Annotated in this window: 16 protein-coding genes and 1 pseudogene; 7 read left to right on the forward strand and 10 right to left on the reverse strand. The window is 70.2% G+C overall.

The window, feature by feature from the left end; translation table 11 throughout:
• The first annotated feature begins 62 nt into the window (after positions 1 to 62).
• From ACFWRT_RS11330 to ACFWRT_RS11350, 5 genes are all read left to right on the forward strand, one after another.
• On the forward strand, positions 63 to 653 hold the full coding sequence (locus ACFWRT_RS11330; protein WP_380953533.1) for a TetR/AcrR family transcriptional regulator: 591 nt from the start codon (positions 63 to 65) through the stop codon (positions 651 to 653).
• A 37-nt stretch (positions 654 to 690) separates the two neighbouring features.
• Positions 691 to 1,353, forward strand: a complete 663-nt coding sequence (locus tag ACFWRT_RS11335; protein ID WP_380953534.1) for a TetR/AcrR family transcriptional regulator — start codon at positions 691 to 693, stop codon at positions 1,351 to 1,353.
• Positions 1,354 to 1,501: 148 nt separating this feature from the next.
• Positions 1,502 to 2,377, forward strand: a complete 876-nt coding sequence (locus ACFWRT_RS11340) for a lipase family alpha/beta hydrolase (RefSeq protein ID WP_380953535.1) — start codon at positions 1,502 to 1,504, stop codon at positions 2,375 to 2,377.
• A gap of 214 nt (positions 2,378 to 2,591) precedes the next feature.
• Complete coding sequence (locus tag ACFWRT_RS11345) at positions 2,592 to 3,287, forward strand: alpha/beta hydrolase (RefSeq protein WP_380953536.1); 696 nt, start codon at positions 2,592 to 2,594, stop codon at positions 3,285 to 3,287.
• Between the two features lie 574 nt (positions 3,288 to 3,861).
• Positions 3,862 to 6,012 carry an ATP-binding SpoIIE family protein phosphatase gene (locus ACFWRT_RS11350; protein WP_380953537.1) on the forward strand — a complete coding sequence of 717 codons (2,151 nt, stop codon included), beginning with the start codon at positions 3,862 to 3,864 and terminating at the stop codon, positions 6,010 to 6,012.
• Between the two features lie 44 nt (positions 6,013 to 6,056).
• On the opposite strand, the gene ACFWRT_RS11355 is transcribed toward ACFWRT_RS11350, so the two are convergent.
• Positions 6,057 to 6,863: an HAD family hydrolase gene (locus ACFWRT_RS11355; protein WP_380953538.1), complete on the reverse strand. Its 807-nt coding sequence runs from the start codon at positions 6,861 to 6,863 to the stop codon at positions 6,057 to 6,059.
• 367 nt (positions 6,864 to 7,230) lie between these two features.
• On the opposite strand from ACFWRT_RS11355, the gene ACFWRT_RS11360 reads away from it, so the two are divergent.
• Together ACFWRT_RS11360 and ACFWRT_RS11365 are read left to right on the forward strand one after the other, a co-directional pair.
• On the forward strand, positions 7,231 to 8,427 hold the full coding sequence (locus ACFWRT_RS11360; protein WP_380953570.1) for a S1 family peptidase: 1,197 nt from the start codon (positions 7,231 to 7,233) through the stop codon (positions 8,425 to 8,427).
• Positions 8,428 to 8,713: 286 nt separating this feature from the next.
• On the forward strand, positions 8,714 to 9,613 hold the full coding sequence (locus tag ACFWRT_RS11365; RefSeq protein WP_380953539.1) for a hypothetical protein: 900 nt from the start codon (positions 8,714 to 8,716) through the stop codon (positions 9,611 to 9,613).
• 31 nt (positions 9,614 to 9,644) lie between these two features.
• Here the strand turns inward: ACFWRT_RS11365 and ACFWRT_RS11370 are convergent, their stop codons facing one another.
• The 9 genes and pseudogenes from ACFWRT_RS11370 to ACFWRT_RS11410 form a co-directional block, all read right to left on the reverse strand.
• Positions 9,645 to 10,121: a hypothetical protein gene (locus ACFWRT_RS11370; RefSeq protein WP_380953540.1), complete on the reverse strand. Its 477-nt coding sequence runs from the start codon at positions 10,119 to 10,121 to the stop codon at positions 9,645 to 9,647.
• A 14-nt stretch (positions 10,122 to 10,135) separates the two neighbouring features.
• Positions 10,136 to 10,360, reverse strand: coding sequence for a DUF397 domain-containing protein (locus ACFWRT_RS11375; protein ID WP_380953541.1), 225 nt, complete (start codon positions 10,358 to 10,360; stop codon positions 10,136 to 10,138).
• A 73-nt stretch (positions 10,361 to 10,433) separates the two neighbouring features.
• Positions 10,434 to 11,267, reverse strand: a complete 834-nt coding sequence (locus tag ACFWRT_RS11380) for a helix-turn-helix domain-containing protein (protein WP_380953542.1) — start codon at positions 11,265 to 11,267, stop codon at positions 10,434 to 10,436.
• Positions 11,264 to 11,779, reverse strand: a complete 516-nt coding sequence (locus ACFWRT_RS11385) for a DUF6879 family protein (RefSeq protein ID WP_380953543.1) — start codon at positions 11,777 to 11,779, stop codon at positions 11,264 to 11,266. Before ACFWRT_RS11385 ends, ACFWRT_RS11380 begins: the two co-directional genes overlap by 4 nt.
• Positions 11,772 to 11,966 carry a hypothetical protein gene (locus tag ACFWRT_RS11390; protein WP_380953544.1) on the reverse strand — a complete coding sequence of 65 codons (195 nt, stop codon included), beginning with the start codon at positions 11,964 to 11,966 and terminating at the stop codon, positions 11,772 to 11,774. Before ACFWRT_RS11390 ends, ACFWRT_RS11385 begins: the two co-directional genes overlap by 8 nt.
• Positions 11,967 to 12,252: 286 nt before the next feature.
• Entirely contained in the window at positions 12,253 to 14,853 is a 2,601-nt protein-coding gene (locus tag ACFWRT_RS11395; RefSeq protein WP_380953545.1) for a hypothetical protein, read from the reverse strand.
• Positions 14,853 to 15,533, reverse strand: a complete 681-nt coding sequence (locus tag ACFWRT_RS11400; RefSeq protein ID WP_380953546.1) for an ABC transporter ATP-binding protein — start codon at positions 15,531 to 15,533, stop codon at positions 14,853 to 14,855. The genes ACFWRT_RS11395 and ACFWRT_RS11400 overlap by 1 nt, the downstream gene beginning before the upstream one ends.
• A 31-nt stretch (positions 15,534 to 15,564) precedes the next feature.
• Positions 15,565 to 15,927 (reverse strand): hypothetical protein, encoded by a 363-nt coding sequence (locus ACFWRT_RS11405; RefSeq protein WP_380953547.1) that lies wholly within the window; start codon positions 15,925 to 15,927, stop codon positions 15,565 to 15,567.
• A gap of 714 nt (positions 15,928 to 16,641) precedes the next feature.
• Positions 16,642 to 16,958, reverse strand: a pseudogene (locus ACFWRT_RS11410) (transposase); the annotation flags it as partial.
• Positions 16,959 to 16,960: the final 2 nt, after the last annotated feature.

Below are 16,960 nucleotides of genomic sequence, written 5' to 3' on the forward strand. Positions count from 1 at the left end.
TGTTCGGCCTATGACGACTGCCTGTCAATAAGGAATGGCTGAAACCCCCCTATGCTCTCCGGATGATCACACCGCCCAGTAGCCTGCGCCGCAGCGAGAGATCACGCCGCGCGACGCTGCAGGCCGCGCTCGACCTCTGTACGGAGAAGGGGTACGGGCACGTCACGGTGGAGGCCATCGCGGCCCGCGCCGGTGTCAGCAAGAAGACGATCTACCGCTGGTGGCCGTCGAAAGGGGCGGTCCTGCTGGAGGCGTTCACGGACGCGCTGGTGGACGCCACCCCGTTCGTGGACACCGGTGACATCGGCGCGGACCTGCGCACCCACCTGGCGGGCGCGGTGAAGCTGCTCACGGTGCCGCCCTTCGGCCCGGCGTACGCGGGCATCCTCTCCGAGCTCCACCGCGACGACGTCCTCGCGCAGGCGGTGAAGGAACAGTTGGTCGACCCGCGCGTGGAGCAGGCGGTGGCCCGGCTGCGCAGCGCCCAGGACCAGGGCCAGATCCTGCCCGGCGCGAACCTCCCGCTGGCCGTGGAGATGCTGTACGGCCCCCTCTACTACCGCCACCTCCTGCGCAAACCGGTCTACGACGAGGAGACGATCGCCGCCCTCGTGGCCCATGTGCTGCGGGCGCTGGGGGCGCCGGGGTACTAGGAGCTGTCCTGCCGGAGGCCCCCTGTATGTTGGGCTGGTGGTCGGCGCAGAGGTGAACGGCAAGGGCCCGGGAGGCCGGCGGATCCGAGGTCTGGACGCCGAGGAGCGGCGCGCGAGGCGCCGTGAGGATCTGCTGGACGCGGCGCTGGAGCTGTTCTCCGCCCAGGGGTACCAGGACACCTCGATCGAGCAGATCTGCAAGCAGGCCTACGTCGGCACGAAGAGCTTCTACGAAGTGTTCACCGGCAAGGAGAACCTCTACCTGGCGCTGCTGGACCGGATCGTCGTGGACGTGACCGGCCGGTTGACCGCCGCGCTGGACGCGGTGCGCGACGACGAGGACGGGACCGAGGCGGCGCGGCGGCTGATCCGGCATTTCGCGGACGCGTTCGTGGACGACGTGCGGGTGGCGCGGGTGACGTTCGGCGAGGGCCGTGCCGTCACGCCGCTGGCGGAGGTGCACCGCCGGACCAACCGCCGGTGGGCGGCGTCCTTCGTCGAGACCGTCTGGCAGCGCCTCGGCCTCCCGGTCGCCCCGCACACGCATGTGGTGGCCATGGGACTGATCGGCGGTCTCTTCGACATCATCGCCGACTGGCTCCTGGACGGTGACACCGCGCGGCCTGACGACCGAGCGGCCCTGCAGGCCGGACTCGACCGCTTCTACACCGTCATCAGCGCGGGACTCGCCACTCCCTGACGGCCCGCCGCAACCAGTCCCACCCCCCGGCATTCCCTCCCCGCACCGGCTTCGGAACCGCGCATCTTTTTTGGAAACGATGCCTTGTTCCTAACAATGCCCCGTGCTGTACTTCCGGTAATCCCACCGCGAACAGGGAGTCGCCCGCATGGCAAAGCTCCGCACGTTCCTGACGGTCCTTCTGCTGTCCGTCCTCGCCTCGACCACCCTCACGACGACGGCCTCGGCCGGAACGGCCCCGGCCGAGACACCCCCGTCGTCGGGCTGGAACAACTGGTCCTGCCGCCCCAGCACCGCACACCCCGAGCCCGTGGTGCTCGTCCACGGCATGGGCGCCAACCACTGGGACAACTTCCTGACGCTGGCGCCGACGCTCCGCGCCAACGGCTACTGCGTCTACTCGCAGACGTACGGCAAGACCCTGCTCGGCGGCCTCGCCGGCGGGCTCGCGCCGATGGCCCACAGCGCCGCCGAGCTGAGCACGTACGTCGACCGCGTGCGCGCCGCGACAGGAGCGTCGAAGGTCGACATTGTCGGCCACTCCGAGGGCACCACCGTCCCCGCCTACTACATGAAGCACCTGGGCGGCGCCGCGAAGGTCGACGACTTCGTCGGCTTCGGCTCCAACTTCAAGGGCACCACCCTCAACGGCCTCGCGACGCTCGCCGAGGCGCTGAAGCTCCAGGGTCTGCTGACCGGCGTGGGCTGCGGGGCCTGCACGGACTATCTGCCCGGCTCGGCCTTCCTGGCCAAACTCAACGACGGTCCCGTCGCCGTACCCGGGCCGACGTACACCACCATCGTCACCCGCTACGACACGGTGGTCACCCCGTACACCAGCGGACTGCTCGCCCCCGCGCCCAACGTCACGAACATCGTGCTCCAGGACAAGTGCGGCCTGGACTTCGCCGGCCACCTCGGCCTGGCGATCGACCCGAACGTCGCCCAGCTCGTCCTGAACCGTCTCGACCCCGAAGGGTCCAAGCCCTTCCGGTGCCGCCTCTTCACCACCCTCGGCATCTGACGTACGGCGCACACCCCTGAGAGAGCGCACACCCCCTGTGAGGGCGGCCCCGCCCGCCCTCACAGTCGCGCGTCCACCCGACGCGCCACCACGGTGACGGAGTCACCGACGGTGACGGAGCGACACCCTTTCGGCCTCCGCGCCGTGCCGCCCGCGCCGCGGCGCACAAGACTCGCTTCCAGTGACCTGACCGTCCCCGCGGAGGAAGAGAATCATGTCCGACAAGCCCACCATCGTCCTCGTCCATGGTTTCTGGGGCGGCGCCGCCCACTGGGCGAACGTCATCACCGAGCTGAACAAGCGCGGATACGACAAGATCCGAGCCGTCGAGAACCCCCTCACCTCGCTGGCCGACGACGCCGAGCGCACCCGAAAGATGGTCAAGCAGGTCGACGGCCCCGTCGTCCTGGTCGGCCACTCCTACGGCGGCGCCGTCATCACCGAGGCGGGCGACCTGCCCAACGTCACCGCCCTCGTCTACATCGCCGCCTTCGCCCCCGACGCGGGCGAGAGCCCGGGTCAGATCAGCCAGGAGAACCCGCCCGCCGCCTTCGACAACATCGCCCCCGACTCCGACGGCTACCTCTGGATCGCGCAGGACAAGTTCCGCGAGAGCTTCTGCCAGGACCTGCCCGCCGATCAGGCCCTGGTCATGGCCGTCACCCAGAAGGCGCCGCTCGGCTCCACCTTCGGCGACAACGTCACCGCCCCGGCGTGGCGGAACAAGCCCGCCTGGTACCAGGTCTCCACCCAGGACCGCATGATCCACCCCGACAACGAACGCCGCATGGCCCAGCGGATGAACCCCCGCCGGACCGTCGAGCTCGACGCGAGCCACGCCTCCCTGGCCTCCCAGCCGCAGGCGGTGGTCGACCTGATCGAGGACGCCGTACGCGAGACCGCCGGCTGACCCCGTCCGGAGGGCGCCCCACGGATGTTGCGTGCGGCGCCCTCATGTGTGTGGTGCGCCGGTGACCAGCGGCAGCCCGGGCCCGGCGCGAGTCTTCGCCATACGGTCGACCGCCCGGCGCCCCGCCCCGGATGGCGTCCGTCCATCCGTGGAGCCTGGTGCGCGGACCCCCTGGCCCACCGCCGGAGGTCTGCCGGGAGGCCCGCCGGGAGGTGTGTGCGATGAGCGTGGTCAAGGTGCCGGAAACGGCGACGGCCCTGCCCCGGGCGTGGAGTTCGCAGCTGCTCGGCCGGGTGGCGGAGGCCCCCCGGCGGATCCGGCGCCACCGGGGCCGGCCGCACCTCCTCCGGCGGGACCCCGGAGGGACGGGCAGGGAAGCGGTGCACCGACCACTCCTGTTCCTTCGACGTGGACGGCCCGCTCAATCCGTATCCCTCCCGGGTGGCCGGCGCCCCGTCACACCCCCGCCGTCCCCCGGTGGCCGCCCCAGCCCCGCCGGGCGATGCTGGTCCGGCACGTACGTGCCGGTGCTGCGGGGCAGCGGTGTGCCGGAGCCTGAGGGGCAGGTGGAGCCGTGTCGTACGCCGAAACCCCGGCCGGGTCCGGACCCCCTCCGGGAGGCTTGGACGAGGCCCTGCTCAAGGCCCTCTTCACCCAGTCCGCCGTAGGCCTCTTCGTGCTCGACCCGCAGCTCAGGCTCGTCCGAGCCAACCCCCTCGTCGAGGGTGTCCGGACCGAGGAGTACATCGGGCTCCGCTTCACCGAGGCCTTCCGGCTCGACGACCCGCATGGGTCCCAGCAGCTCCTCGAACGGGTCCTCGCAGGTGAGGGGCCCGTACGCGACCATCTCGTACGCGGCCGCCTTCGCCACATCCCCGGCGACCGCACCTTCCTGGTCTCCGCCTACCGCCTCGAAGGCCCCGGCGGCCCGGACGGCTCCGGCGGCCCCGCCCTCGGGCTGCTGAGCGCGGTCATCGACGTCACCGAGCGGGAGCGGGCCCGGGCCCGGGAGACCGCGCTCGCCGCCGTGCGCGACGCGGTCGGCGGCTCGCTGGACGTGGCCACCACCTGCCGGGCCTTCGTCGACGCCCTGGTGCCGGGCTTCGCCGGTCTCGCCGTCATCGAGGTGGTGGACGAGGTCCTGCGCGGAGCCGACCCGCCGGTGGGCCCGCTGCCGCCCGACACCCCGCTGCGCTGCGCGGCGAGCGGCCGCTGCGACACCGTCGGGGGCGGCACCGTCCGGGGCGACGGGCCGGGCCGGACCCGCCCGGTCGGCGGGACCTCCCCGGTCGGCGGAACCCGCCGCCTCCCGCCCCGTACGCCGTACGCGCTCGCCGTCGCCGACCTGCGCCCCCGGCTCGTCCCGCTCACCGCCGACACCCCGTGGCTCGACCCCGACCCGGCAGGAGTCCACCGCCTCGCGGAGACCGGCGCGCACTCGCTCATCGTCGTGCCCCTCACCCTGCGGGGAGCCGTCCTCGGGCTGATCAGCCTGTACCGCTGCGGAGCCGCCGAGCCGTTCGACGAGGAGGACGTCTCCCTCGCCGCCACGGCCGCCACCCGCGCCGCCCTCGCCATCGACAACGCCCGCCGGTACGAGCGCGAGCACGTCATCGCCGCCACCGTCCAGCGCCGCCTCCTCCCGCAGGCCGAACGCCACCAGGCCGCCGTGGAGACCGCCCACGTGCTGCTGCCCGGCCGGGACAGCGGCTGCTGGTTCGACACGATCGCGCTCTCCGGGGCCCGTACGGCGCTCGTCGTCGGCGGGGTCGCGGGGGAGGGGCTCCAGTCGGCGATCGCCATGGGCCAGCTCCGTACCGTCGTCCAGGCACTGGCCGGCCTCGACCTGGAACCGGAGGAGGTACTGGCCCGCCTCAAGGAGACCGCCGACCGCCTCGCCCACGAGCGCGCGGCCCTGCCCCCGAGCGACTCCCTCCACGGCGAACCGCTGCGGGCGGGATGTGTGTACGGGGTCTACGACCCGTTCACCCGGACCTGCACGGTCGCCCGGGCCGGCCATCCCGCGCCCCTGATCGTCGGCCCCGACGGCCGGGGCGTCCCCCTGGACGCCCCCGAGGGCCCGAGCCTCTTCGACGCCGACAGCGCCCTGTTCGCCCCCGCCACCGTCACCCTGGAGGAGGGCAGCCTCCTCGCGTTCTGCACGGCCGAACTGCTCGCCGGCGAGCACGCCGCAGAACGCATCACCCGGACCCTGGCCCGCCCCGGCCGCAGCCTCCAGCAACTGGGCGACGACATCGTGTACGAGCTCCCCGACGACACCCGGGCCGCCGGGGCGGCGCTGCTCCTGGCCCGTACGGGTACGGTCTCCGACCACCGCGTCGCCACCTGGGACCTCGCCCAGGAACGCACGACCCCCGCCACCGCCCGCCTGCTCGTACGCGACCGGCTCCAGGGCTGGGGGCTCGACGAGGACACCGTCGACGCGACCGAGCTGATCGTCAGCGAACTGGTCACCAACGCCGTCCGCTACGGAACCCCGCCGCTCCGCCTCCGCCTCCTGCTGGACACCACCCTCACCTGCGAGGTCCACGACGGCTCCACCGCCTCCCCGCACCTGCGCCACGCCCACACGGTCGACGAGGGCGGCCGGGGCCTGTTCATCGTTTCCCGCCTCGCCGCCCACTGGGGAGCCAGGCACGGCCCGGACGGCAAGGTGCTGTGGACGGAACAGAACCTTCCGGGAAGCGGCGGCGCCACGCACTAGGTGTATTGATCACGAGGCGGCGGGGCCACCAGAGCGACGTGGCGTCAGCCGAACAGCCGCTCCAGCACCTCCGCCACCCCGTCCTCCGCGTTCGTGGACGTCACCTCGTCCGCCGCCGCCCGCAGCTCCGGATGCGCGTTGCCCATGGCCACCCGGTGGCCGGAACGCCGGAACATCGGCAGGTCGTTGGGCATGTCCCCGAACGCGACCGTCCCCTCCGCCGCGATCCCCAGCAGCTCGGCCGCCGCCGCGATCCCGGTGCCCTTGTCCACCCCGTACGGAGCCAGCTCGACCGTGCCGGGCCCCGCCATGGAGACGCTCGCCAGGTCGCCCACCACCCCGCGCGCGGCGGCGGCCAGCGCGTCGTCGCCGAGCTGCGGGTGGCGGACCAGCACCTTGATGACCGGCCGCTCCCACAGGGCGTCCCGGGCGTCCACGCGGAGGGCGGGGAGCGTCGGGTTCGGCATCCGGTAGCCGCCCTCGATCAGCGTGACGCCGTCCACCCCGTCCTGGTCCACGGCCGCGAACACCGCCCCGACCTCCGCCTCCAGCTTGCCGAGCGCGGTGTCGGCGGCCTCCCGGTCCAGGGTGACCGAGCTGAGCAGCCGTGCGCTGTCGGCGTCGTACAACTGCGTGCCCTGGCCGCACACGACGAGCCCGGTGTACGCCAGCTCGGCGAGCAGCACCCGTATGCCGGGGACCGGCCGCCCGGTGACGATCAGGTGCCGGGCCCCGGCGGAGGCGGCGAGGGCGAGCGCGGCGCGGGAGCGGGCGCTGACGGAGTCGTCCGGGCGCAGCAGGGTGCCGTCCAGGTCGGTGGCGACGAGGGCATATGCGGGTGGCGGGGGCATGGGCCACAGCCTAGAAGGGCTGGGATGGCCGCCTGTCCGCAAGGGGCGCGATCGCGCGGATATGCGCGCGGCGAGGGGACGGGAAACGGTCCGCCGCTTTAACAGTCCGCCGGGCATTCTGTTAAAACTTCCCCACGTCAAGCACCTTGTTGGAGCTGGTCCGTTGGGTCAAAGTTCATGTCGCGGCGGGGCTCGCCCCGGCCGCCGGGCGAGAACTCATTCTCGGCGATACGCACTGACGTGTCCGCCGAACCAACCCCCCTCACGGGTTTTCGCCTGCCATTCGGAAGGAATCAGCGTGCGTAATTCCCGCAATTCCCGCAATTCCCGCACCTCCGGTAATCGGCGCTCCGGCAGATTCGCGCTCCTGGCGGTCGCGCTCTCGGCCTCCGCGGTCCTGGGGACCCAGGTGACGGCCCAGGCCACCACCCAGGACGCCACGCCCGCCGCGGGTTCGTCGGCCGCCCCGCTCTACCAGCCGGAGATGGTCCGGGCGCTCGCCGCGTCGCTCGGCGTGGACGAGAAGGCGGCGGCCGACCGGCTGGACCGTCAGGACGCCCAGCAGAAGCGGCTCGTGGAACTGCGCAAGAGCGGGCTGACCGATGACGGCGCCTTCTTCGACGCCGCCGGCAGCCTCACCGTGAACGCCGACGACCGCGCGGAGGCCGCCCGGTTCGAGCGGGCCGGGATCGACGCCCGGGTTCCCGCCCGTGGCGAGGACGCCCTTGACCGGGTCAAGGCCGAGCTGGACGCCCTCGCGGTGAAGCAGACGCCCGAAGGCGTGGCCGCCTGGTCAGTAGACCTTGCCGCCGACCAGGTCGTCGTGAAGGTGAACAGCGACCGTTCCGCCCCCGCCAAGGCGTTCCTCGCCGCAGCGGTGAAGCACGGCTCCGCCGTCAAGGTCGTGCGCGGCCAGGAGAAGCTCACGGCCCAGGCCGCGATATACCCCGGCAGCAAGATGACGATCAACAACACTACCGGCTGGTGCTCCGTCGGCTACGGCGCCCGCGACCGCTCCGGGAACCAGTACCTGGTGACCGCCGGCCACTGCGTCGAGGGCCTCCCGACCCTGCGCTACGACGGGGCGGCCTTCGCCAAGGGCACCAAGACCCGCTTCGCCCTCGGCGCCCGCAGCGTGGACATGGGCATCGCGTCCGTCAACTCCGGCCACTCGATCACCACCAGCGTCGGCACCTGGGGTAACAGCAGCCCCGTCGCCGTCCGGGGCAGCAGCCGGGCCGCCTCCGGCGCCGCGATCTGCAAGTCCGGCGCCACCACCGGCTGGACCTGCGGCAAGATCGGCTCGTACAACGTCAGCGTCACCTACACCGACCAGAACGGCGGCCCCGACACCGTCGTGACCGGCCTCGCCACCTCCAGCGTCTGCACCGAGGGCGGGGACAGCGGCGGCGCCTACATCTCCGGCAACCAGGCCCAGGGCATGACCTCCGGCGGGCCGACCAACCAGCGGTGCACCGGTGGCGTCAACTCCCGCGGCTCGTCCTACTTCCAGCCGCTCGACGACGCGCTCTCCTACTACGGACTGACCCTCAACACCAACTGATCCCCGTCCAAGGGGGCTGACCAGGGGCTGTCCACCCGGCTAGGGTGGGCGGCCCCCGGTCGCCTGCCCGACCCGAGGACCGCCGTCGAGCCGTGGGCGTTCCGGTACGCCGACGTGTGCTCGTGGATGCGTGCCTGCCGGTCCACCGGCGTACGCGCGTCCGGCACGTCGGTGTGCGCGCGTTGCCGTTCGCCGGTGCGCGCGCGTTCGGCACGCCGGTACGTGTCCGGGTCGGCGTACCGAAGTCGTCGGTGCCCGCAGCCTGTTGAGAGCCGCCATGCCGCACATGCCCGACCGCGACGGAGCCGACGCGACCTTCGCGACCGTGTTCCGCCAAGCCCTGCGCCGACGCGGACTGCCGCTGGAACGCATCCGCGACCACCTGCGGGCGCAGCAGATATCCGTCAGCCTGGCCACCCTGAGCCACTGGCAGCGGGGGCGCAGCCAACCGGAGAAGGCCCAGTCGCTGCGGGCCGTGGACGCTCTGGAGCCGCTGCTCGGCCTGCCCAAGGGCGCCCTGCGTTCCCTGCTCGGCCCGCACCGCCCCCGGGGCGGCACCCGGCCACCCGATCCGGCCACCATCCGGGGCGTCTACGGTGAGGGGTCCGACGTCGAGCAGGCCCTGGGCGACGCCTTCGCCCGCTTCAACGACGGTCTGCGCGCCCTGACCGTGCAGGACACGGTCTGCCTGGACGAGCACAGGGCCGTCCGCGAGATCTCCGTCACCACCGTGGTGCAGGCGATCCGCGACGGCGTCGACCACCTCAGCGTCGTGCACTTCCTCGACTCCCCGAAAGCGGGGACCGCCGTTCTGTCGGTCGCCGGCGGATCCGTACCGCGCATCCGGTTCCTGGAGGAGCTGGGCTCCGCGGCGGCCGACATCCCGCTCGGACGGCGGCTGGCGCGGACGGAGACGGCGGTGGTCGCCTACACCCTCCGGTACGAGGGGAAGGCCTCCTGGCAGCACGAGCGCCGCGTGACCACGGCGCTGCGGGCCTACCTGCTGCACGTGCGCTTCCACCCCCGGGCGGTCCCCAGCCGGTGCTGGGGATACCACCGCACCCGGATCGGCGCCGAGCCGTCCCAGCGGCAGCCCGTCCCGGTGGACGCGTTCCACACCACGCACTTCCTGCCGACGCGGTGCGTACCAGGGGTGTACGGGATCGAGTGGACCTGGCCGGACTGATCGGCGCGGAGACCGGTCCGGTCCGGTCCCGTCATGGGCCGGTCCGCCGGGCGGGGCAGGGCAGGCCGGGCGCGCTGCGGTTCGGGGAGCAGGTCACCAGGGCGACGGAGTGGAAGACCGTGCCCCGCAGGTAGTGGCCGAGGGACACGTCCCCGCCCCAGGCGAGCCGTTCGACGGCCGCCCGCACCAGGAGGACCAACCTGGTTGCCTCCCGGTCCTGCACGGAGGCGAACCGGGGCGCGAACTCGGTGAGCTGCGCGCCCAGCCACGCACCCGCCTCCTTCGGCTCCTCCCAGGTCCCGCGGATCGTCGAGGCCGGTTTCATGAGCCAGTGCGCTGTCTGGATCGGGGGTACGTCGGAGGCGGGGAACACGGCTACCGCCTCCCGGTACCGCTCCTGCACGTCGGGGTCGCTGGTCGGCGTCGGGTCCCGGCCCGGGGGCCTGCGGATGCTCTCCTTGTCGAACGTCCGCTTCTCCCCGAGCCAGGCGTAACCGTGGTGGTGCACCGGCGCGTTGCCGCTCAGGCGGAGAGGTCGAAGCGGGCGGGATCGATGCCCGCCGCGTCCAGCTCCGCCGTGGTGAACCGCAACGGCTCGGCGCCGGGGCGCTTGCTGTCGCCCACGGCCCAGGCGTCCGGCCCGATGCGCGCGAGCGTCACGCACGCCTCGCCGTCGGGGTGGGTGTTGCCGCCGCAGGCCTTCGAGAATGCGGCTCCGGTGATGGAGAGTTCATACAGGTCGGACATGGGCTGGTCCCTTTCTGAGCTGCTGACGTCTTGGTGTGTCGGCAGCAATGGTGACCAGAAAGGGAGGCGGTTTCTAGTTGGTTTCCTGTTCGCGCAAGAGCCCGTCCCGGATATCTGAGATCAGGTCCCGCATGGCGTCACCTGCAACGGCGGAATTACTGAACCCCTCGAACTTGGCTACGTACAGGGAAATGTCTCTCGGGTCGGTCACGACGACTTCCGCATGAACTGTTTCGACAGCTACGGCACGGTCATCCTGGATCACGAAAGCATGGTTCGGGATGTCGTATTTCCGTCCGGCGAGAGGCACGACCCGTATGTCTACGCTCGGCAGCCGAGACACTGAAATCAGTCGGTCCAGCTGCCCTGCCATGACCCTGGCCGGCACGATCAGCCACCGGAGCACTGGTTCAGTGATGATGAACTGAAGCGTCTTGGAATCGTCGTAAAGTGCCTCTTGCCGATCGATCCGCGTGCTGGCGGTGCGGCGGACGGTCTCTTCGGACAGATCGTCGTAGCGGGACAGGATCGCCCGCATGTATTCGGGAGTCTGGAGCAGTCCGGGCACCAAGGCCGGCTGGAAAACCCGCAGGAGACTCAACTGCGCTTCCGCGTCCCGCAGCCGCTGCTGAGCCTTGTGAAGACCCGCGCGCTGGATCAGACGCCAGGCCGTGGCCTCGGTCGCCGCGGCGCGGGCGGCGTCCATGTACTCCGCCTTGACGTCGTCCGAGACGCCTATGGCGGTCAGGATGCGGTTGACGTCGTCTGCGCTCGGAGAGATCTTGCCTGTCTCGATCCTGCTGAGCTTGCTCGGCGACATGACAGCGCCGCGGGCAACTGCCTTGGCTTCCTTTCCGGAAGCGTTCCGCAGCACCCGCAGCGCGATGCCAAGCTCCGAACGGTTCACGTGCCGTGCTCTGCCCACCAGTCTGCGAACGGTACGGCGTGTGCCAGGGCTGTGTTCCTGTAGCTGACGAACTCGTCGGCCCGGTCTCCGGAGAGGACGACGGCCCCGGCGAACTCACCGTCAGGGGTGTAGCGCATGGGTGCCGCGGTGACCGAGTCGAACAGCCAGAAGTCGCCCACGTCTCCGAGCGGGTTGGGCTGCTCCGTCACGTCCAGGATGAAGAACTCCTCGCCGGCCGTGCTGTTCGTGGTGTATCCCCAACCCAGTTCATACCGCAGATAGGGCGTGAGCGGCCGGGTGACCACGTGGACGCGGTACATTCTCCGGCCGGCGTCGACATTCTTGCGTACCTCGTCCAGCCAGTCGGTGTTGTAGCCCTCCGGCTTGGGCTTGCCGTCGAGGTACAGCCTGTACGCGTCCACATTGCCCGAGCGCCCGTAGTCGTCGAGGGTCTCCAGCCGGAATGCCTCCTGCTTGAAGTCGTCGAACAGGTCCCCCAAGGTCTTAGGCACTGAGCTGACCTCCGAAAGCTTCGCGGATGAGCCCGATGGGGATTTCGACGAGGGTTTCGTGGGCCGGAATCGTGAGTCCGTGGTCGGTCGGAGTTTCACCCTGAACGATGATCGTGCCCCGGTCCGTCTTGTAGACCGTCGGGCAGTTCGTCTTCTCGCAGGTCGTAGCAAGCACCGTCATTTTCACGGGCTTTCCCCTCTGCCGCTACCGATGTCCCGTCCGATCTTTCCGGTCGGCGATGGGCAGGGCAAGGGGTTCCAGTTTCCGGAACGGGAAACTCAAGCCCCTTCACCGGGCTTGCTGTCCGAGCCGAGCTCCGCGCCGCTCCTCGGGCAGCAGGAAGCCCCACCGCACACTGCGGTGGGGCTTCCCTGCCAGGCCGCCTGCGCGCGTTCGGCTTCGTCACGGCGTGCCCTTTCGTCGCTGGTCGGTTGTGTCCGTGGGAGCTGCGGCTCCCGGGACTTGCTACCCCCTACCGGCGTAGGGCGAGCGTCGATCGGGTTGCGGCGAGTGCGGAGGCCAGGGCGAGAGTGGCGAGGAGCAGGCTCATCTGTCCCCAGGGAATGCTGAGCTCGAAGTCGGGGATCTGGGTGGCCAGAGCCACGGTCGGGACGATGGCGATGAAGAGCCCGAGGAGAGTGGCGGTTCCGAGAAGGAGGGCGTACTGCCAGAGGATGATGTGGCGGCCCCAGGATGGCGGGATGCCCAGCGCGATGAGGCTGTCGACGTAGGTCTTCAGTGCCCGGGTCTGGCCGCGGAGCGCAGTGAGGACGGTGAAGAGCGCAAGCAGGGCCAAGGCCGCAGCGGAGACGTACAGCGCTGTATCCGGGACTGGTGGTTCTGGCTCGACGTAGATGTAGGCGGCGCGTGCGTCGATCGCGTGGTCCTGGAGAATCTGTTGCACGCGCGCGTCCTGCCCGTCGTCGGCGTCGGTGACCATGATCGGGCCCTGCGCGGCGATGGGGAGGCCAAGGCGGCGGGCGGTGTCGACGAGAAGGATTCCGTCGGTGCCGGCGCGCCAGCCCGTGCGTGCCAGTTCCAGTGGCTTGGCGGGCAGGGGAGGGGTTTCGGTGAGGATGCGGTCGTCCTCGGCCACCACAAGTCGGGTCGGCTGTCCTTCGGAGGGCGGGGCGTTGTCGCGGTCCGCCCAGACGAGGAGGCCGCCGCGGTCGAGCAGCGCACGCTGGTCGGCGGTGAGGGGGCGGCCGGTCAGAACGGGGACGTCGTCGGGTGAGTCGACGGCCAGGATGCCGCCTTCGTTGCCTTGGCGAGTTGTGCTGGGGACGGGGCCGGTCTCGTCCACGGTCTCCTTCGAGAGGCGGTGGAGTTCCACCTGGGGAAGGCCTTCGAGAACTTTGCTCTCCTTGAGCACGGTGAGCATCCGCTCGGGTGGTGCGAAGGCGCTGCTGGCCCGGTGCGCCAGGAGTACCTGGCCGGGCAGGACCTCCGGTTGCACGGTGTTCTCGCTGCTGCGGATCAGGGTGTCGAGAAGGGCGAGCATGCCCAGGCTGGCGCCGATGATCACCGTAAGGACGGCGAGGGCGGCCTGTGCCCGCCGTCGGTCGGCCTGCAGTTGACGGCGGGCCAGCCTGCGGCGGGCGTCATGCTCCGTGAGCAGGCGGGTCGCGAATCCGAAGAACTCCGGCAACGTCAGCACCACCGCGGCCGTGATCAGGGCGGTCAGGAACATGCCCTCGGACGGAGTGTCGAGGCGTGTCGCCGTGTAGACAACGCAGACGCACCAGACGCCCAGCGCGGCCAGCTGGCGAACATCGCGGATCACCGTCGCAACACTCTTCTTGCCGAGATTCTTCGCGCGCGGCTGGTGTGCCGGTGAGGTGGTGGTGGGGAGAGGCTGCTCACTGCGGGTCCGGCGGGCCAGAAGCAGTCCCGCGCCGGTCAGCACTCCGGTTGCCGCGACCAGAGCGAGGAGCTGCGCAGCAGCGTCTGTCACTCCTTCGACATCTCCCACCGGCCGGTCTTGCAGGTACGCGAGGAGAGGTCGTAGGGCGCAGCCGGTGGCGACTCCGACAGCGGCACCGGCGGTAGCTGCCGCCAGGCACCATGCCACACAGGCCAAGCTCACGGCCGCTACCGTGGTGGCGGGTCGCAGCCCCAAGGACACCATGGTCTCCGCGGTGCGCCGCAGGCGTCGGTCGACGAGCCCGAACATCAGCAGCACGGCGCCGATGGGGACCAGAACGGCGGGGATGGCGTATCCGGCGGGGGACTTCTCGATCCAGTAATCGGCTGCTCTGGTCTCCAGCTGTGCCCGAAGGGTCGGCGGGCCGGGCAGAAGCTCCGGTCCGCCCTCGGCCTCCTGCGAGCTGGAGCCATCGCTGTACGACGTGAGCGCCTTTGTCACCGCATCCATGACGGCTTGTTCCGGACCCCCGGTCCACAGCAGGTACGGCTGCGCGGCCAGGGAGGGATAGCCCTCCGCTACTTTCGGATCCAGGCTGCTCCATGTGCCCGGCGCGGCGAGCAGGGCCGAGGTTTTCGCGTAGTGGTTGTCCGCGACGCCCACCACGCGGAGCCGAAGGTCACCCAGCACGGTGAGCGTCTGGCCCGCTGCGGCTTTGACGTCCGCTGGGTCGGTCACAACGACCTCGCCCGGCTGTTGCGGCCAGCGCCCGGCCGTCAACTCGTACACGTCCGGGTAGGGGTTGGGCTTCCACTGTCCCTCCAGCAGCGTCACGTTCCGTGCCGGAGTAACGGCGAGTTGCACGTCGAGCGCGGTGAGGAAGGCGGCGGACTCGTTCGCACCGGCCTGCTGCGCCGCCCGGGCCATGGCCGGGACCGGCGTCTTGCTGCCGGGGGGAATCGTCATCTCGGCGCTCGCGAGAGCGTCGAAACGGCCCAGGTCGCGATCGGCCTCCTGAGCACCTGAGAGTGACAGCGTCGACAACGCGATGAACATGGCCATCGTGAACAGACCCGCCACGAACACCGTTGAAGAGGCACCGATCCATTGGCCCTGGCGCCGGCCCAGCCGCCATGCCAGCCGTGCCGCGAGCCGTGGCTGCGGCAGGACCGAATTGCCCTTGTCGGCCTGCTTCGGCTGCCGCGCCATCAGCGCTGTTCCAGGCGGCCGTCGACGACCTCATAAACCGAGTCGGCGAACTCCCGGCAGCGGGGGTCATGGGAGCAGACCACTGCCAGCACCCCCTCGTCGCACAACTTCCGCAGCAGTGTGAACATTTCCCTCGTGGCAGCCGAATCCAGCGCCCCTGTCGGCTCGTCCGCCAGGAGCACCGCGCGGTCACCGGCCAGCGCGCGGGCAATACCCACCCGCTGCCGCTGGCCGCCGGACAACTGACCTGGAAGTCGGTCCTCCAGCCCGGCCAGGCCCACGCGGGCCAATTGGGCGAAAGCCTCCACACGAGCAGCAGAGGATGTTTCCCCGCGCGCCTCCAGCGGCAACGCAACGTTCTCGGCGGCGGTGAACTCCTCCACCAACTGGTGGTGCTGGAAGACCACTCCGACGGCATCCAACCGCAGCCGCGAGCGCTGGGCCTCATCCGCCGCACTGACGTTGACACCGGCGACCTGGATGTCACCGGTGTCGGCGACATCCAGGCCGGCCAGCAGGTTCAGCAGGGTCGACTTCCCGGAGCCGCTCGCCCCGTATACGCAGACGAACTCGCCCGCGTCTGCGGCGAAGTTCACCTCCTGTGCAGCCCACACCGTTTCCACTGCCGATCGGTAGGCTTTACACAAGTCGCGCGTTTGGATGAGCGGTGCTCCGGTCATTTCGTCAGCCCTTCTGCTCTCTCTGAGCGGTTTAGCAGCCGTACCTGGTTCGCCACGAGCTGACCTCGTCGCTGTTCAGCGGCGAGACGTTGTTGTCATTGGCTTCCGGAGCCATGCCCTGCCTGTCGCCGGTGCCGTTGAAGGCGCCGTACATACAGCCCGAGTGGGTGCCTGACTCGTTGGACCAGGAGTCCATCGCATTGTCGTTGTCGCCGCTCAGATTGACGAGCGTGGCGCTGCCGTGGGCTCGCTCGCCGATCATCCACTGGTAGTCGTTGTTGCCCCACATGCACATGTTGTTGTTGCAGTCGCTTATCGCCGCGTTGGCCACGGGGGTGACCATCAGGGCGGAGCCGACGAGCATGACGGAAGCGATAGCCTTCTTGATTCTCACGTGCTCTCCTTCTCGTGAATCCCGACATTGCGCGTACACAGGCACCTCGGGATCACGCCGTCAGGCAAGCCGCGTTACGCAGCACGAACGCCTCGTCCGTACCGGCAGAAACTTCCCCCCCCCCCCCCAGATGCTTGCAAGATCGGATGGAATCACGTTGCACGGCATTTCGACAACGCTCAGTTTCAGGCAGCACGACGCACAAGGATCGTAGCAACTGCCCGCCCCTGCAAGGCTTTCTCCGTGTCGGCTCTTCGCTCGGCCCCCGGAGCGACCACCGGACGACCTGCCGGTAAGCGCCGACGTGCGACATGCCCCGGTTCATGCTTACGCAGCACCAGCGGCTTCAGGCCACTTCGGTGCGTGGTGTCACATTATCGCCGCCGAACTTTGCATAGTCTTCCAATTGCGCAAGCGAGTGATCGAGCAGCTACCCCGTGCGTCTATTTTGGCCGAATCCTCGTTCGTAGACGGTGCTATCCACTCCACTTCCGGGATTCAGGCCCTCTACGGGAGCTCGCAATCCGATCAGGTTGGACCCTTTTTGGGTCGGTTCCAGGAGGAGAGGCTGCTGGCGAGGTAAACGAAGGCGTCGTGCAGTTCGGTGCACTGTCTTGGCGAACGGCAAGGCGCTGGAAGTGGTGGCCCAAGAAAAGGGGCTGCCCGCGAGAACATCACGCTCGGTCAACCCCGCACCTTCGGCGACGACGCAGTGTGGGACCTACGTCTCCCGCGCTGTGCGAGCCAGGCGAGGAAGGTGTGGGTGCCGCCGGTGGGGTCGGTGCGAATAGGGTCCGACGCCCGCGCCGGTACTCCTTCGGCAACGGGGCCAGGGCCGGCCCGGTGGCGGTGATGGGGTCGGATGCGATGGTCGATCCCGCGTCGCCCGGTCGAAGGAGGACCGCAAAGGCTCACCGGTGCCGTGGTCGACGAAGCCCGTCAGTGGGTGGTGGCCTTAAGGTCCGCTTCCACGTGGGTGGGGCGTCCCCCTTCTCGGAGTGCGCGATCACCAGCACCCCGTCGAGGTCCACGG

Source organism: Streptomyces cyaneofuscatus (assembly GCF_042718795.1).
GTDB classification, from domain to species: domain Bacteria; phylum Actinomycetota; class Actinomycetes; order Streptomycetales; family Streptomycetaceae; genus Streptomyces; species Streptomyces cyaneofuscatus_A.

Excerpts from the sequence above, each read along its gene's own strand:
- ACFWRT_RS11375 (WP_380953541.1), bottom strand. The coding sequence starts at position 10,360 with ATGTCCGACCTGTATGAACTCTCCATCACCGGAGCCGCATTCTCGAAG.
- ACFWRT_RS11345 (WP_380953536.1), top strand. The coding sequence starts at position 2,592 with ATGTCCGACAAGCCCACCATCGTCCTCGTCCATGGTTTCTGGGGCGGC.
- ACFWRT_RS11330 (WP_380953533.1), top strand. The coding sequence starts at position 63 with ATGATCACACCGCCCAGTAGCCTGCGCCGCAGCGAGAGATCACGCCGC.
- ACFWRT_RS11395 (WP_380953545.1), bottom strand. The coding sequence starts at position 14,853 with ATGGCGCGGCAGCCGAAGCAGGCCGACAAGGGCAATTCGGTCCTGCCG.
- ACFWRT_RS11340 (WP_380953535.1), top strand. The coding sequence starts at position 1,502 with ATGGCAAAGCTCCGCACGTTCCTGACGGTCCTTCTGCTGTCCGTCCTC.
- ACFWRT_RS11365 (WP_380953539.1), top strand. The coding sequence starts at position 8,714 with ATGCCCGACCGCGACGGAGCCGACGCGACCTTCGCGACCGTGTTCCGC.
- ACFWRT_RS11400 (WP_380953546.1), bottom strand. The coding sequence starts at position 15,533 with ATGACCGGAGCACCGCTCATCCAAACGCGCGACTTGTGTAAAGCCTAC.
- ACFWRT_RS11355 (WP_380953538.1), bottom strand. The coding sequence starts at position 6,863 with ATGCCCCCGCCACCCGCATATGCCCTCGTCGCCACCGACCTGGACGGC.